Raw genomic sequence first — 17133 nt, forward strand, 5'->3', positions numbered from 1 at the left:
TCTTCTTTACATCGTCTTATCGATATGGTATAACAATACCTGTTAAAATTAATTTTCATATTAGCAGAGTAGAAATCTGTGCGTTAAGTGCCATGTGAACAGGGAGTTGTCACACGGACGAAAAGCAAAAGCACTGCTTTTGTTTGCGATACAGGATTCGCATCCCGCTGCTGCATAAGGATATTTACGTCTCCTCTATGCGGTTTTAGGAAACTGCTAAGGAAGGAGGCTTTTTTATGTTAAAATTTAAAGAATTGTATCAACACTCACTTAGGGAATTTCGCAGCACGAAAACGATTGTGCTCTGCGGAATTCTCGCTGCACTTGCCATTGTATTAAGTATGGTTGCAAGTATCCAGCTCGGACCTTATATCAAGATTGGTTTTTCCGGTCTGCCGAACCGCATTGTTGAATTTCTATTCGGTCCAGTGGTCGGATGCCTGTTTGGCGGTGCGCTCGACCTCTTAAAGTATGTCTTAAAGCCGGATGGCCCGTTTTTCTTTGGCTTTACTTTTAATGCCATGCTTTCTGGTCTTATCTACGGCACTCTTCTTTACCGCCGTCCGGTTTCTATCAAACGTATTGTGATTGCTGAGTTTCTCGTCAAACTTGTCATCAACTGTGGACTGAACACACTTTGGCTCTCCATGCTTTACGGAAAAGGTTTTATTGTACTGCTCACTCCACGCGTCATCAAAAATGTAATCATGTTGCCGATTGACAGCTTTATTTTATTTTTTGCGCTGACTTATGCAAGAAAATTTGCGGCAAGGTTTGGATTTTTCACAGTGAAATCCGGGGTAAAAGAATATCTCTAATGGGTACCTCCTTTGTTTTAATGATGTAGTTGGCAAACCATGCATCATTTTAACAGAGGAGGTTCTTCTGTATGCTAAAGCTTGATTACCGCCGCATCAAGCCCTTCTACTTTTCCATCAAATACGCTGTCTGTAATCAAATTGTATTTCTGTGCATACTCATTAAATTCCTTCATCCTGGTGCTGCAATTAAAAATCATGGCAATTGTCTCTTCACCATTTTTTCTAATCATAACAATTGTCTCTTCCTCATCTTTTGCGCTTATCTCAATCAATTCACCTTCTACAACGCAGGTATGTGTTTTTCGAATCTGCAAAAGCTTTTTATACCATTGAAACATCTCTTTGTCCTGGTATTCTCCATCCCAGTACATACCTCGTCTGCAATCCGGATCGTTTGCTCCCGGCATTGCAAACTCATCTCCATAATATACCATAGGCATTCCCGGCAATAACAACTGAAAGGCTGCCGCCAGATGCTGTTTTTTCTTATTATCATTACATAGATGTAAAAATCTTGCTGTATCATGACTGTCAATCAGGTTCCACATAAGAGGATAACATTTTTTATTTAAGCGGCCCTTCAGATAGCCAAGGTTCTGTACAAACTGGCTGACATTAATCCTGGTATCTGCAAGCAGGTCTATCATATTCAGGTAAAATGGGTAATTCATGACAGTATCCCATTCATCTCCCTCAAGGAAATCTCCTGCATAATGCCATATTTCTCCAATTATCAGCATATCCTTCTTTACTGCCTTAATTGCCTTTCGAAAATTTTTCCAGAAAAAATGACTGATTTCATCACCTACGTCCATTCTCCATCCATCAATGTCGCATTCCTTAATCCAATAACAAGCAACATCTGTAATGTATTTTTCGACCTCAGGATTCTTCAGATTCAGCTTTGGCATTCCGCCATAATAACCAAAACATTTGAAGTTTGGAATCTCTCCCATTTCATCTTTAGGCGGCAGTTCATCAATAAAATACCAATCCAGATATCTGGATTTTTCGCCCTTTTCCAGAATATCCTGAAATGCAAAAAAATCTCTTCCTGTATGATTGTATACCGCATCCAGAACTACTTTCATTCCACGCTCATGTGCTTTTTGTACCAGCTCCCTAAGATCCTCTGTTGTTCCAAAGGAAGGATCAACCTGATAATAATCAATGGTATCGTACTTATGGCACGAATTTGATTTAAAGATAGGTGTCATATACAAGATGTCAATTCCCAGGTTCTCAATATAATCCAGATGTTCAATAATTCCTCTGAGATTGCCATGTAAATCGTCCATATGTGTAATCGGTGCTTTATACCACAGCTCCTTGTCTACTGGCTGAGACGCTGCAAAACGGGATGGAAAAATCTGATATACCACCTTGTTGGCTGCCCACTGTGGCACCTCAAACATCTCTTCCTCCCTAAGGTTCTGCGGACAGTCAAACATCCTGTCCCTGTTTGTAATACAGTCCTTATTAAATTCATAATTGCCGTAATATACCTTCTCTCCATGTGTGTCTATAAATTCAAAGAAATAGCGCAGACATATCAAATGCATCTGAAGCTGTGCTTCATAATAATCGTGGAACTGCGAAGTGGCAACCTTCTTCATAGAAATCGTCTTTCGCGTATCCTTGCGCTCCATTGGTATATACTTGTCCTCATAGTGAAGGATTATCTCCTTCATATCATCCTTTTTTACCTGCACACGGATCACGAATACATCCTTATCAATCGCATAGCAGAACCTTTTATCCATATCATGAAAAATTGCTGAATACTCCATAAATTTTCCCCTTTACTTATTTCGTTTTTTTGTATTTTAACGCACTTTTTCAAACAATTCTAACACTATATCCCTGATTTTTATAACTTTTTCTACCTTCAACCCTATATTTCCAAAGAAATAAGGATGGCTGCAGCCATCCTTAAATATTTTTCTTTAATGTTCCAATATATTCTCCGTTACAATACACAAACGGTCCAATTTCTCCTTCTTCGCCGAAATATTCTGGTCTCAATGACAGAATATGAAGCAGCTCATCCATATTATGCACCTTTGTTGCCTGATATGGCTGTTCAAATGCAATTTTTTCTACAAATAAATAGTAGTCACTGTATTTTATAAGAATACCGGTGTGACCTACGAAAACAACATCCGAATCCGGGTCATATATTGCTATGCTGAGAAGAGATATTCTATCACTATCTATTTGAAATCCATAATGCTGCCAGTTGTCGGAAAATGTGGTTTCCGGATGGTTTTCATCCGTAAGACTCTTTTCGCCATAGAGTGTAGTAAACATATCTCTATTTTCTTTTATAATCTCATATCTATCCACATTATCTATCGCTTCTGTATCAAACATTAAATAGCTGCCATTATAGCTGCTTTCCATCGTTTCTGCATGAAGCAGCCCATCCAGCAAAAGAAAAGCTGTCATTCTGCAGTTACTGTCTGAATAATCATGATTCTGTTCCCAGCCATCCATACATTTTCCTGTATCTGCCCTCATTTTTTCAGGATTAGACCACGCATCCTCCAGCTTTGCATTACTCCCTGCAGAAGCTGCAAAATCAACTACCCACTCCTGGAACACATCTACATTAGAGGCTCCCGCATCTTCCATTTCCCTGCAGACCTCTTTAATGGTATCGTTTCCGCCCATATAAGTGGCAACAGGTATCTTCTGTTTCTGTGCTGCTGTACATGCACTTAGCATCATACTGCATAAGAGCATAACAATAGCGGATAATTGAATTATTGTTTTGATTTTATTTTGTCTTTTCAATAGATATTATCTCTCCCTCAAACGGATCTACCTCAGAAATTGTTCCTGTATATTTAACAGTCACGGTATCTCCGTCGCTGATATTTTCTAAGCCTTCTGGCTTTTCTTCAAAAGTAAAACTATACGGTGTGTCATTTTCATCTGTGACAACAAACATAAAATCTTTTATCTCATCAATCGTTCCTGTCAATTCCTTTTCTTCTGCTGTTCCTTCCTGTTTCCCGGTCTCACTATTACCCGTTGCAGCACTATCCTGCTTGGGTTCTGTCTGACCACAGCCACCTAATAATCCCATGCAAAGCATCATTCCCATTACAATTACAATTAATTTCTTTTTCATTATCAATATACCTCTTTTCTTTCTTATTAGCAGTCGTTTGGCTACCCTTTAACAGATTACCCTACTATTGGATATATGTAAATAGTATGGTTTCAACCAAAAAAAGTATACCCAAATTATAACACAGCAAAACGATACGCACTTTTTTTCCTTAATGCAATACGATACTCTCGTTGTATTTCCTCCGCAGCTTTTCTCATGTTCTTTAAATGTGGAACGCATAAATCTCTTCCGGCCACTCATCTCCCTCATTTAACCCCTGCATCAATAACCAATTATCTGGCATTTCAAAGGAAATGATTTCTCCTATCTCATTTTCCAAGGTAACGAGCGCCATAAGCGGTTCGCCCGGCAAGCGCTCCTCGCATCCATAATCCACTTCGTCAATTCTTTGTATCGTCCACATCTCAAATCTCCCCTTATTTTTCTTTTATAAGCGGCTTTCCTGCCTAAACTTCTTACAGCTATAAGAAAATCCTATCACTGCAACCAGGCAAAAGACTGCTCCTGCTATCATGGCGTGACTGACACTCTCATCCGCTAATTTCCCAAAAATCAAGTTCGTTGCAATTGCAACACCATCCATCATAACAGCGTTAATGCTAAGCGCTGTGGCCCGGTTTTCGTGATGTACCTGCTCATTTTCCAAAAGGCTTACAAGCGGCAGCATCAAAGAAAATGCTACACGGACGCAAATAATAGCAAGTACCGATACCATTGCATTTGTAGAAAAAGCCAAAAACAGGCAGCACACCAGTCCTAATCCAAGTAACAGCACACCCGTTTTTCTTTTTCCAAGGCGCACGGTCAGCTTGTCAGACCAGGCTCCCGTCAATCCTGCAACCGTCATTACCGCGTATGCCCACCCTATTGCGTTATCCGTCATTCCACAACGAACATATTGCAGCTGATTCAAAAATACGGTAATGGTCTGCTGCATCTCACTAAACAGTGCAACCGAAACCAGAAAACACAACAATTCTTTTCGCCCAATCGTTTCTTTTAAGATCTGCCAGAATTCAATGACCGAACTTTTTTCCTCTTTCTCCGGTTCTTTTACCTCATCCAAAAACAGGCAAAAAATAGTGGCGATTCCATACACAACCGCTGTTAAAAGTGCACTTAAGCGGTAATTTCCACTTAAAAACAGGCTGTACACACCAGCTGCAATCAGCATACCTGCCGTTCCTATGCTGCTGTATATTCCAAAAATTCTCTGTACTTTTGCTTCCTCACTGGATAAATAGAGAATACTTTCATCTACTCCCGACAATCCTGCTATTACAATACTTAAAAGAATCCGTTCCAGCAAAAACATGCCAAATCCATTTGCCTCGTAAAACACTACTTTTGACAGAAAATAAAGCAGACAGCAGATAACCATCGTATGCTTATACCCTATCTTTTCCGCAATTATGCCCCATGGGAGCTCTAACAGCACACTTAGTGCAAGCGAAATGCTTTCCATTAATGTTATCTGGAATACACTGATTCCAGCAGCCTGACGGTACAACGTCGCAACCGCACTGTAAAAAACCATACCCTGCAAAAAGGAGATGGCATACATAATTCCTATATTCTTTTTTCTTATCATCACGTTTCGTTCCTTTCAAATTGTACACAAAGAAAGCTAAGAACTTTTCACTCTATTTGTGAATATCTTAACAATCCTACCGCTTCTCATTCTGCTTTCTTTTACAATTTAAATGGGACGATTCATGACGTTTCCTTTCCAAAACAAAAGAGGACAAATTCCTCATAGATATATTTATTTTATGACAAACCTGTCCTCTTTTCAAGTTTTTTCGTTCTATTTTGATGTAATCGATGTTCTACTCTTCCTCTGTATCTTCGGATTCCTCTAAATAATCACCGGAAAAGGTTACTCCATCGCTCTCAGATACTCCTGTATCGCTCTGAATTTTCTTACTGAGTTCCTGAATCGTTTCAGATACCTCATAATCTGTATCACCAAACAAATAAGAATGTAGTTGTATGACGTTGCTCTCCAATGTAGTCGGTACAACCACCTGACCTTTTTTGCCCAAGGTCATCGGATAATGGGAAAATGGGAATCCAGACGAATCTGCAAGCTGATACTGCGCAATTCCTGCCGCAAGCTCTAAAATATCGGCGGAAGAATAACTTGTACTGATGTCGTCCATCACCGCATCTACAATCTTATTAATTGTAAAAATATCGGATTTCTTCGCTTTTTCAAACATCAATGAAAGCACGGTTCTTTGTCTTTGTGCACGCTTAAAGTCATCTCCTACGGTATTGCGCACCCTGCAATATGCCGTTGCCTGAATCCCATCTAAAGTGCGGGTTCCACCCGATACATAACTAGATTTTTTGCCGGTTACCTTCATCAGCTCGTCAATGTATACCTTCATGTTCTCGGCTTCCTGGTTGGTAAGCTCAATTTCAATGCCGCCTAACAAGTCTACCACTTCCGATAATGCATTAAAATCGACTGCAACATAATCCTTGATATTCAAATCAAGGTTCTGGTTCATCATCGCAATCGCATACTCAGGTCCGCCCTTTGCGTAAGCTGCATTACACTTTTGGAAGGAGTTATCATAAACATTCAGATAAGAATCCCGGTATAACGAAACAAGCTTCACTTCTTTGGTGTCATTATTGATGCTTACAATCATGATACTGTCACTGTTTCCAGACTTGTAGCTTCCATTCGAGCGGTTATCCAGACCAAACAGCGCAATGTTTGTATATCCGTCTAAAATATCCTGTGTCTCTTCATCCAATTCATTAATCGACAATTCCTCTTCCGCAATCTCTCCGGTGTGTTCCATCTTATTCAGTTTCTGTTCTACAAACAACGCAGGAACTGCAATGATAATCACCACAATTGCAAGTACAATCCCCAGACAAACCCATTTCTTTTTCTTCATATCAGGCCCCTTTCTCTGCGATACCCTATCCGGCATGATTTTTTTTGATATCGCGCGTATAAAATTGAATCTGTTCGTAAATCTTCCTTGGTTCAATCGGCTTTGCAAGATGTGCATTCATTCCTGCCTCCAAGGATTTTTTGACATCCTCCTCATAGGCATTCGCCGACATTGCAATAATTGGAATCTGCGTGGCATCCTCTCTGTCTAAGGCACGGATGCGCCTTGTTGCCTCCAGCCCGTCCATCTCCGGCATTCTGATATCCATTAAGATAACATCATAAGTTCCCGGTTTTGACTGCTGGAACAATGTCACGCCCTCTTTTCCATCCTTTGCCCACGTTACAACCGCTTTTTGCTGCTCTAACAGCTTCGTTGCAATCTTGGCATTTAGCGGATGATCCTCACACAAAAGAATCTGGAATCCCGGTCTTAAAACTTCCGGCGGCTCTGTTCTCTTTGCCGCTTTTGGTGCTGGTGTAATGCTTATTTCTTCCTTTTTCTTCTTCACAAGTGGCATATTTAAGAACAACGTAATCGTTGTGCCACATCCTTTTTTACTGGAAATGGAAATCGTTCCTCCCATCATTTCAATCAGCTGTTTTGCGATTGGAAGCCCCAGTCCGGTTCCCATTGTATAATCTTCGTTTGTGTTTTCCTGCTTGAACGGTTCTAAGATATGTGGTAAAAAGTCTTTGCTGATTCCAATTCCAGTATCACGCACAATAAACTTGTTGCGTATCATTTCGTCTGTCTGTTCCACACGCTCCATGATGAATTCAATCTTTCCACCCTGCGGTGTGAATTTTACCGCATTGTTGAGCAGATTAATAAAAATCTGTTTGACTCTTTGCTCATCAATCATCATCTGGTACCATTCCGGTTCTTTCTTTTCAAAATGGAACTCTAAATGTTTCTCTGCAATCAACGGCTGCATCATATTGATAATCGAATCAAATACACCTTTTTCATCACATTCATGCGGATTGATGGTCAGATTTCCGCTTTCAATCTTATTGACATCCAACACATCGTTAATGAGCTGCAATAAAAATTCGCTCGACTCCTGCAATTGTGGAATATACCCTTTTAAGGTATCCATATTCTGCTCTTTTTCCATCAGATAGGACAGTCCTAAAATCACATTCATCGGCGTTCTCATATCGTGGCTCATTCTGGATAAAAAGGAACTTTGCGCCGTTTTTGCACGTTCCAGCTCAATATTTTTCTTTTTCATCCGGCTCGAATAGAAAAGTACTACCAGACAGACTCCGATTGCCGCAATAAAAAGTGCAATCACAACAATAAAAACCTGGGGTTTCTCATAAAACAGTGTCTCAAAATCCAATGCCGGGCTGGTATTTGCTGCCCCTTGAAAAATTGCATCGATATCTTCATCTGAAATGCTTTGAATTCCTTTTCCAATAATTGATTTTAAACAGCCATCCGTTTTGTTAGACATTCCTAACCCCAACTGGTACTGCATCGACGGAATCAGAATATATTTCAAAGAAATATATTTTCCACGATTCTGGAATGCTGTCGAGGTAAAATAATTCATAAATGTACAGTCGGCTTTTCCATCCAATACAGCCTCCAGGGCATCCTCTGCATTGTCATATTCGTCATAGGAAACGGTATCCCCATATATCTTGTATATCTGCTTCTCCAGATAGGGCTGGCCGTACACCGCAATTCTTTTGATATCAGATGAATTGTGATTCTCATTCACCACACGGTAGACATTCATCTCGTTTACCACATCCGATAATTCTACGTTCCACTGATTCGCAAATACAAAATCGTACGGGAAATCGACAATCATATCCGTCTCCCCTGATTTGATGGCATTTAGCGCATCCGTGTAACTTGGATAAGCGACAAACCGAAACTGCAATCCGGTCGCTTCCGAAATCCTGTCGTAGATATCGACCAATGAGCCACTGCAGTTTCCTTTTTCATCAAAGGAAATCATCGGATACCAGGAACCTCCCACGGCAACCGTTATAACCGAATTTTCCTTTAAAAATTCTTTTTCCTGACTGGACAGTACAACCGTCTGTTCTTCCTGTCTGGACTGATAATGACGCTCCATCTCCTGCTGGAAATTCGGCATATCAATCTTGATTCGCGTCATCGCATCGTTTAACTCTTCTAAGACATCTTCTTCGTCCTTTGGCACCGCAAAATAGTAGTCCATCGGTGCAAACTCGGCGACAATCCGGCTTCCATCGCCATAACTGCTTGAGACAACCCTTGCATCAATGATACCATTTTTCAATGCCTGTGTCATCTCATCCCCTGTATCAAAATAGAAAATCTGCGGATGCAGGTCATGTTCTTTACAAAAATCGTCAAAATATCCCCTGAAAATACTGGTGGAAAGAATTCCTACTTTCATATTCTGAAACGACTCATAGTCATTGTATGCATAATCAGTATTGTCCTGATCAACTAAAATACAACCGTAGTTGGTTCCTGAGGCGTAATCGGAAAAACCAAGTGTCTGCTCCCTGTACGATGTTTTGGAAACATTGTTCATCAGGTCAAGCTCACCATTTTCAAGCATTTCCACGCCCTCTGCAAACTCCACCGGAACAAATTCATATTTCCATCCTGTGTACTGCTGAATTGCCATCAGATACTCATAACTGCATCCGCTGTAAGTCTGTGTTTTCTCATCATAATCCTGAAAGCCGGGTGCTATGTAATATCCTACACGGATTACTTTTTGTTCCTGCCCCGCTTCTGTTGCCTCCTGCGCCATTGTGGTAACCGGGTACGCAAAAAAGCTGCACAGCATCATAATCAATATGACGGTTGCAGCTTTTCTAAGCCATGCCTTTTTTCCCTGGTATGATTTATTCTTTAATACTCTCATCGCTCTATCCTCAAACATTCTTAAAAAGATGAAATCTGTCTTTTTTGATATTTCCTTTTATCGTACTTTATCTTACTTCATCCTTCTTCAAAATTCTAGAATATTGGCGAAAATAGGCATCTTATATACAATTTTTTCTAAGAATTGAAATCAATCTTGATTCCTTTTAAGTCTTCTTCGAGCATATCGTTCTCTTCTAGAATCTTTTGAATACTTCTTTGTGCCTGGACAACGTTGCTGTTTGACTGCTCACTTTGTGTCATGTGCGTCTCTAACTTTTCTACTTCTGCCTGACCCTTTAAAAGTTTTTCCTGCTCTTTGCGCTTTTCTTTGGCATCTTCTAGGCGCTTATCCTGTTCTTCTTTCTCTTTTTCCTTCTCCTCTGCCTTTTCTTCACTCTCCTGGACTTTATCATCCACATTCTCTTTTACCTGATTGATGAGAAGTCCTAATATTTCTTTGTTAGAGGCATCTAACAGCTGCTCTGCAGAATCGTTTGCTTTTAACATATCCTGGGATTTTAACTCATCGATTCTTGCGTCCGCTATGGAGCCTCCTAAAGAACGTGCTTCGCGCTCATTTAACTCCGACAGCTGTTTTAATTCGATTGCTCCCGCGTTAAGCGCCAATGCTTTCTTTTGATATTCTGTACGAGGTGTGTTCTGTAATTCCTTTAACCGCTCCACCTCTTCCTTGGTAAACGGTTTGTCGCACACACCACCTTGATAATCCTGGAATTTTTCTAAAAGCTCAGTGTCCTTTTGCTCTTTTGAATCTTTATCAATCCCATATTCCTCCATCAGCATCTCTTTTTTCTCTTCAATATCACTTAAATAGTCTTGTGCTTCAAGATTTTCCTGAATCTTGGTATCCCGCAAATTCTTCCAGTCACGAATCTGCTTGTCTCTCTTATTATCCTTTTCCCAGGCACTCTGAATCAGATTCATTGCCTGATTTCTTGCATTTTTCCGTTTCTGCTCAATCAGATCATCCTGTCCGAGTGTAAGGCTGCCTCCGTAGATGGTATTGGTTTCTTTCTTCTCCGTTGACTCGGTCTTTGTGCTTTGGCTTTGGTTTACATAATTCTGTGTTGTACTAGCTCCATACTCCTGAATTTTGCTCATATTCATACCTGTACCTTTCATAACTGTGTGAAAACCTGTTTCTCACTTTTCCCCGTGTTCCTTTTCCATGAACTGCTTTTTGAAAAAGGGAGTTGTAATGCATCTTCTTGTCTTACAGCTCCCTTGTGTCCTATTTGTTTAATTTTGCTCTCTCATCGAGAATCCAGTTTGCAAACTGCTCCATTCCCTCTCCGGTCTTTGCGCTGATTGGCATAATCTTCGCATCTGGATTCAGTTTTAAAATGTGGCTGGATGCCTTCTCTAGATCAAAATCAAAGTATTCTAATGTATCCATTTTGTTGATTAAAATCACATCACATTTGGAAAACATGAGTGGATACTTCAATGGTTTGTCGTCCCCTTCCGGAACGGATAAAATCATCACATTCTTGTGTGCTCCGGTATCAAATTCTGCCGGGCAGACAAGGTTTCCAATGTTCTCTAAAATAAGAACATCCAAATTCTCCACACCGAACTCTTTAATTGCATTTGCCGTCATCTCCGCATCGATATGGCACAATCCGCCATTGTGAATCTGCAAGGAGCGAACGCCGGTCGCATCTGCAACGCGCTGTGCATCAATGGTGGACTGGATATCAACGTCCATCTCTCCGATACGCACTTTATCCTTCATCATGTTAATCAGCTTTGATAACATTGTGGTCTTTCCGCTTCCCGGTGAAGACATCACATTCATGAAAAAGATTCCTTTTGCTGCAAGGTCTTTTCTTGTCTGTTCCGCCTGATCTTCATTCTTCGCATAAATATTTTCATTTAGCTTAATAATCTTTACTTCTGCCATGTTATACTCCATTCTTATCCGTTTCATATTTGTGCATTGGCACAAATTTGTGTGAAATGATTCACACGCTTCCCTCATGTTTATTATAAAGAACTTTCGAAAAAAAAACAACTTTAATTCTCCAGATACTGCTCGAATTCTTCCACCGGAACCGGACGGTTTAACAGGTAGCCCTGATAGTAGTCACAATGCATATCGGCAAGAATCGCCGCCTGTTTTAGGTCTTCGACTCCTTCTGCAATACATTTTTTGCCAATTTCATGACAAAGGGCAATAATATAGCGAATCAGTGCCGCACCTTCCTTTTCCTCAATCTGTAACACAAGGCTGCGGTCAATTTTTACAGTGTCAACGCCGCGCATCGTTACCATTTTAAGTGAAGAATACTCACTTCCCATATCATCCAGTGACACACCAAAGCCAAGTTCTGAAAGCGTAGAAACAATCTCTAACATCTTTCTGTTATCCTTGGTGTCTGTTGATTCTGTAATCTCAAATTCAATGCATGCACGGTCTGCCTGATACTTATCACAAATCTTTAAAATATGGTCTAAAAAGTTTGTCTCGGCTAGCGAGACACGCGACATATTAACCGATATCTTAATCTTTCGCCTTCCCTGCTCGTCCCATTTTTGCAAAAGCTTGCACACTTCTTCTAATACGAAAAAGTCAACCTTGGATATCAGCATCTCTTTTTCTAAAATCGGGACAAATTCAAACGGTGGCACTACTCTGCCATCTTTTCCAATCTTTCGAATCAGTGCCTCTGCCCCGATTACCTCTGTGGAGTTCATAGCTGCTTTTGGCTGCAAATATACCACGAACGCTCCTTTTTCCATCTCTTCCAATAATTCTTTTAAGATTCTTGGACGGTGCTTGGACTCTAAGTTACTGCTTTCTATATAATAGCGCTGCTTTTGGATAATCATAAGCTGTTCCGTCTGATAGATTGCCTGCTTTAAGTCAAGTACTGTCGTCTCCCATTTATAGCCAACAGATGCGGTGTGATTCTCATCGACCTCACGCATGAATTCTTTTACCGTCTCCTCGAAGTCTGTCACCTCGACATTTTCACGGATGACCACAAACTCATCTCCACTGATCCGATAAATCTCTTCCTGCTTAAAATGATTCCGCAGCATCTCTGCAAAAGAAACGATCAGGCTGTCCCCAAACAGATGACCAAATTCATCGTTTGCTGCTTTTAATCCATTGATATCTGCAAATAAAAAACCGGTCTGATATTTCATGACGAATTTATTTTTTTCCAGATAGTTGTTGTATGAATAACGGTTGTAAAGACCGGTTAACGGGTCATATTTACTGATGATTTCCAACTCTTTTTGTTTGTCTAAAAGCTGTTTTTCATATAATACCTGGCTTGTATTATCCATAAATAAGGTAAAGTAAATCTTCGTATGTTCGTCTAAGTCCCGACAGGAACACAGCGCATTCATCCACTTTGTATTCTCGCCGGATGTCCCTCTTAAACGAAAAACTCTCTGGGAATATCCTGTCTTTACGGCTTCCTCCACCAGTTCTTTTACAATCGGAACATCCTCGTCGGTTGAAAAAGCGTATAGATTGGCAGAAAACGCCTTGTATAAGGTCTCTTTACTCCATTTTGCCTCATCTCTTGTCTCCACGTAATTGTGCACCTGATTGGCAAAATCTAATAATCTGTCATTGATTGCAAGAATGTCTACCTTACCGTCCGTTATTGTATACACAAGCGTTCCTATCGGCAGGGATTCGACAAAATCCTGATATGCAGCTACATCTAACATACTGTTCTGATTCAAATTTTCCCTCATCTGGCACCCATCTCCTAAAACATAGTCTTATGTTTATTATAATCGGTTTGATTTTCCAAAACAACAACCCAATCTTCCAAAACAGGTGCAGATTTCTGATATTTTACCAGCCCATCACGGTCTGGATGTTGCGTGCGACAGCTTTTGCCACCTTCTGATGCGTACGGGCTGTCGGATGATTATCCGTCACTCTTCCGTCTTCCTCACTTTGTTCCTTTAATGGGAATACATGAATGTGCATATCGTCGTATTTTTGCATATATTCTGTTACCGCGGCCGCTACCGATGGGTAAATGCGTTCCCCCATCACACCGACGGTGCAAAAAATCTCAGCTTTCTTATTGTGTTTTCTTATCTTTGTTAAAAATTTAACGTATTCGTTGCAAAACTCCTGCTGTCTGCCCGCATCATCCTTGCAATAGCTGTCATCATTGGTTCCTAAATTAACCACAATGACGTCTGGACAAAACCTTGAAAAATTCCATTCCTGTTGCTCAAGCTTACAGGTGCCAAACGGATGTGCATAGGAAAATGCCACTTTTTCATAGTAGGCCGGTACAAGCTGATGGCTGCATCTTTCGTCTGTGTCAGTATAGCCCGACAACACCCCATAGCCGCTATACGAAACCATGCTGTAATCTGCGTCAAGAAGCCTTGCCGCCCGATACGCATACGCCTTCGTCACATCCTCGGTATCGGTTGCAAACACCGTGTCCGGCTCTTCTAAATCAACGCCGTATCCACAGGTAATGGAATCTCCAATAAACTCTATTTTTCGCTTTTTATCCGGTAATGGATGAATTCCATCGACCGTATCTGCCTCAATCTCTTCGATTCCAACGGTCGACATTGCAGCCTCTGAAATCTTAACGACTTCAACGGTAACCTCTTTTACTGTCTCACTCTCCCAGACAGTAACTGCTTTCTGTTCCTCTTTCATCATGAAATCAAACGTTTGTTCCCCGTTGACGAAAATCGCAACTCTGGCTTTTCCCTCCGTCTCGTTTCCAAACGTACTGTCATCTCCTCTGAAATGAAGAACTGCCTTTGTTCCCTGAAACGTAAACCCAATTCCGGTACCGGATAATGCACACCATAAAACGCCCCCGTTTTCCAATGTACGTCCATACATTTTTACATTTTTTTCACTAACCTTGTAATTCATTTTTTCTCCCCACGCCCATTTTTTGGCTCTCACTAAATTTTATAAAATCCCGTCTTTACCCTAATCTATCATAAACAAGAAAGAGAACGGCTCTTCTTTTGTCTGCAAAAACTGCATCAACAAATATCCTGCTCGAAGTGATAATTTTTCCTCACGCAAAATACGAAGCGCTTCCTTCTTATCGACAAGGCAAACCTCGATGTCCTCCGTATCTTCCTGCTCTTTCTCACAAGAATCGGTTGACACCGTCCCAAACACGGTACTGTCTAGCTCATCCGAAAAGCCCTGCGCAAGATAAAAAGGTTTTCGAAAGGCTTCTTCTCCACCCTCATAAACTTTCATTGTAAAACCGGTTTCTTCCTTCATTTCCCTGATTGCTGCCTGCGCATCCGTCTCACCTTCCTCGATGAGTCCCGCCGGAAGTTCATAGAGGTATTCGTCCATTGGATAACGATACTGGCGTATCATAACCAAGCGGTATGGCTTTTCTTCTGTCACTGCGTAGATTGCCATACCGCTTGCCTGATTCGAGTGTGTATGTAATTTAATGTCTTTTTCCCCTTCCCTGGACGAAAAATAATAATGAAATGGCTGCCCTGACTTTGTCAGCGCATCCATTTCATAAAGGTTTAAATACGGATTTTCCGTCAATTTTCGAACTGCTGTATATTTTTTCTGATTCATACATATGCTCCTTCTCTTAACTTCTTCCGCAAATCATATTCTGTTATGCATCAAATAAACCTAAAATAGCGATACCCACAACTACAACTGCAATTGAAAGGTAATGTTTGAACGACAGCTTTTCTTTTAAGAAAATTCTGCTCCAGATGACACTCGCCACACAATATGCTGAGATAATCGGTGCTGCAAACATGACATGTGCCTCGTCTCCAATCGCGTAGATATAGGCAAACTGTCCGGCTGTCTCACATACAGCTCCGATGTACTTTGGAGCCTCCATCTTTGGTACAAGACGGTCTTTTTTGATAATTACAACATAGATGAAGCAGACAATGCCGCAGAATAAAAATGTCAACTCATACGCAGCATTTGCAGAATCCTCATTTAAGGTACGAAGTACCAGGGAATCTGCGAATGTTCCCAGTGCATCTAACAGACAATAAATAATTGGCAACGCCAGCGCCAGCATGGATTTTGCATACCTGAAATTGGATTTCTCCTGTCTGGCTGCACGAAGTTCGTCATCTTCATGTGCCTCAACCACACCAAGTGCAACAACACCGATGCAAACGCAGGCAACTGCGACTAACTGCCAGCCATTTACAGCACCAATTCCTCCTGTAATCAGGCAAAGCACTGCAACCAGCGCACCGGATGAATTACAAATCGGGGATGAGATGGATAACTCAATATAACGAAGTCCCACATATCCGATTGTCATAGATAAAATATAAAGAATCGATACCGGCAGGTAAGTTAAGATAATTTTCCACGAAATTACGGTTCCTCCGATAAAGATTTCATAACCTGCGTGAAGTCCCATGACAACACCAACGGCAATTACCATTTTTAAATGCGCATATTTATCTCTGCCGTCTCTGCATCCAATCTTGGAAAAAAGATCCGAACCGCTCCAGCAAAGTAATGCTATGATGGAAAGCCAAAACCACATTTTTCTTATTCTCCTTTGTCCTTTTGAACATGAATGTCCATACTTCCTGACCGAAAGCCTTCTAAGTCAAGAGCAATATAAGAATACCCTAAACCTTTTAAATAGTCCACAATTTCTTCCCGATTTTCCATGATTTTATCGAAATATTTCGTATCGACTTCAATTCTTGCGGTATCCCCCTGCACACGGATTCTGACATTGTAAAGGTCATATTTTTTCAAAAAATTTTCTCCCTTATCTACATGCTCCATATCCTCCAGGGTAAGTGTTGTGCCGTACGGGAAGCGTGTTGCAAGGCAAGGTGCAGACGGACGCGATGCTACTGATATCTGCTCCTTGGCTGCAAGCTTTCTGACATCTTCCTTGGAAAACTCTGCCAAACGCAGTGGACTCTTTACCCCAAGCTCCTCAAGTGCTTTTAAACCTGGACGATATACTTTTAAATCATCGGTATTCGTTCCATCGTAAATAATTGCTGCCCCTAATTCCTTTGCCATATTTTGTATCCCGGTAAACAAAAATTTCTTGCATCTGTAACAACGGTCAACCGGATTTTCTGTGATATCGGCATCTGCTAACTCATTAATCTGTAAAACCTTATGGTCCGCTCCCATCTCTTTTGCAACTTTTTTTGCAACCGCAAGGTCATTCATGGGATGCAGTTCTGTGTTCGCTGTAATCGCATACACTTTTGTTCCATGTTTCTTCGCATGCGCTACCGTTGTCTTTAACAAGACACTGCTGTCCACTCCACCGGAAAATGCAATCACAATATCGTTTTTCGTATCTTCCTCTATAATTTCCTGTAATTTCTGATATTTTTCTTCAAATAACAT

The 17133-nt window shown here is 40.8% G+C and carries 15 protein-coding genes and 1 riboswitch; of the genes, 1 reads left to right on the forward strand and 14 read right to left on the reverse strand.

Annotated features, from left to right (window positions below):
* Positions 1 to 62: 62 nt before the first annotated feature.
* Positions 63 to 172: riboswitch (THF riboswitch) on the forward strand.
* A 64-nt stretch (positions 173 to 236) separates the two neighbouring features.
* Positions 237 to 818: a folate family ECF transporter S component gene (locus BIV16_RS14920; protein ID WP_075681325.1), complete on the forward strand. Its 582-nt coding sequence runs from the start codon at positions 237 to 239 to the stop codon at positions 816 to 818.
* 74 nt (positions 819 to 892) lie between these two features.
* On the opposite strand, the gene BIV16_RS14925 is transcribed toward BIV16_RS14920, so the two are convergent.
* From BIV16_RS14925 to larE, 14 genes are all read right to left on the reverse strand, one after another.
* Positions 893 to 2611: a glycoside hydrolase family 13 protein gene (locus BIV16_RS14925; protein ID WP_075681327.1), complete on the reverse strand. Its 1719-nt coding sequence runs from the start codon at positions 2609 to 2611 to the stop codon at positions 893 to 895.
* A 142-nt stretch (positions 2612 to 2753) separates the two neighbouring features.
* Positions 2754 to 3617 carry a DUF4300 family protein gene (locus tag BIV16_RS14930; RefSeq protein ID WP_242940401.1) on the reverse strand — a complete coding sequence of 288 codons (864 nt, stop codon included), beginning with the start codon at positions 3615 to 3617 and terminating at the stop codon, positions 2754 to 2756.
* Positions 3601 to 3957 carry a hypothetical protein gene (locus BIV16_RS14935; protein WP_075681329.1) on the reverse strand — a complete coding sequence of 119 codons (357 nt, stop codon included), beginning with the start codon at positions 3955 to 3957 and terminating at the stop codon, positions 3601 to 3603. The genes BIV16_RS14930 and BIV16_RS14935 overlap by 17 nt, the downstream gene beginning before the upstream one ends.
* A 205-nt stretch (positions 3958 to 4162) precedes the next feature.
* On the reverse strand, positions 4163 to 4363 hold the full coding sequence (locus BIV16_RS14940; protein ID WP_075681331.1) for a hypothetical protein: 201 nt from the start codon (positions 4361 to 4363) through the stop codon (positions 4163 to 4165).
* A 24-nt stretch (positions 4364 to 4387) separates the two neighbouring features.
* Positions 4388 to 5551, reverse strand: a complete 1164-nt coding sequence (locus BIV16_RS14945; protein WP_075681333.1) for an MFS transporter — start codon at positions 5549 to 5551, stop codon at positions 4388 to 4390.
* 238 nt (positions 5552 to 5789) lie between these two features.
* A complete protein-coding gene (locus BIV16_RS14950; protein WP_242940402.1) occupies positions 5790 to 6875 on the reverse strand; it encodes an LCP family protein in 1086 nt (361 codons plus the stop codon).
* A 25-nt stretch (positions 6876 to 6900) separates the two neighbouring features.
* On the reverse strand, positions 6901 to 9756 hold the full coding sequence (locus BIV16_RS14955) for a response regulator (protein ID WP_159435947.1): 2856 nt from the start codon (positions 9754 to 9756) through the stop codon (positions 6901 to 6903).
* Between the two features lie 137 nt (positions 9757 to 9893).
* The gene (locus BIV16_RS14960; RefSeq protein WP_143524771.1) at positions 9894 to 10886 is read right to left on the reverse strand and encodes a hypothetical protein; all 993 of its coding nucleotides are present in this window, start codon (positions 10884 to 10886) and stop codon (positions 9894 to 9896) included.
* A 124-nt stretch (positions 10887 to 11010) separates the two neighbouring features.
* The gene (hypB, locus tag BIV16_RS14965; RefSeq protein ID WP_173664562.1) at positions 11011 to 11682 is read right to left on the reverse strand and encodes a hydrogenase nickel incorporation protein HypB; all 672 of its coding nucleotides are present in this window, start codon (positions 11680 to 11682) and stop codon (positions 11011 to 11013) included.
* Between the two features lie 113 nt (positions 11683 to 11795).
* Entirely contained in the window at positions 11796 to 13496 is a 1701-nt protein-coding gene (locus tag BIV16_RS14970) for a bifunctional diguanylate cyclase/phosphodiesterase (protein WP_075681343.1), read from the reverse strand.
* A 103-nt stretch (positions 13497 to 13599) separates the two neighbouring features.
* On the reverse strand, positions 13600 to 14661 hold the full coding sequence (locus tag BIV16_RS14975) for an SGNH/GDSL hydrolase family protein (protein WP_075681345.1): 1062 nt from the start codon (positions 14659 to 14661) through the stop codon (positions 13600 to 13602).
* Between the two features lie 60 nt (positions 14662 to 14721).
* The gene (locus BIV16_RS14980; RefSeq protein ID WP_075681347.1) at positions 14722 to 15345 is read right to left on the reverse strand and encodes an NUDIX hydrolase; all 624 of its coding nucleotides are present in this window, start codon (positions 15343 to 15345) and stop codon (positions 14722 to 14724) included.
* 43 nt (positions 15346 to 15388) lie between these two features.
* On the reverse strand, positions 15389 to 16297 hold the full coding sequence (locus BIV16_RS14985; protein WP_075681349.1) for a DMT family transporter: 909 nt from the start codon (positions 16295 to 16297) through the stop codon (positions 15389 to 15391).
* Positions 16298 to 16302: 5 nt separating this feature from the next.
* Entirely contained in the window at positions 16303 to 17133 is an 831-nt protein-coding gene (gene larE / locus BIV16_RS14990; RefSeq protein WP_075681351.1) for an ATP-dependent sacrificial sulfur transferase LarE, read from the reverse strand.

The organism is Roseburia sp. 831b (assembly GCF_001940165.2).
Taxonomy (GTDB): domain Bacteria; phylum Bacillota; class Clostridia; order Lachnospirales; family Lachnospiraceae; genus Roseburia.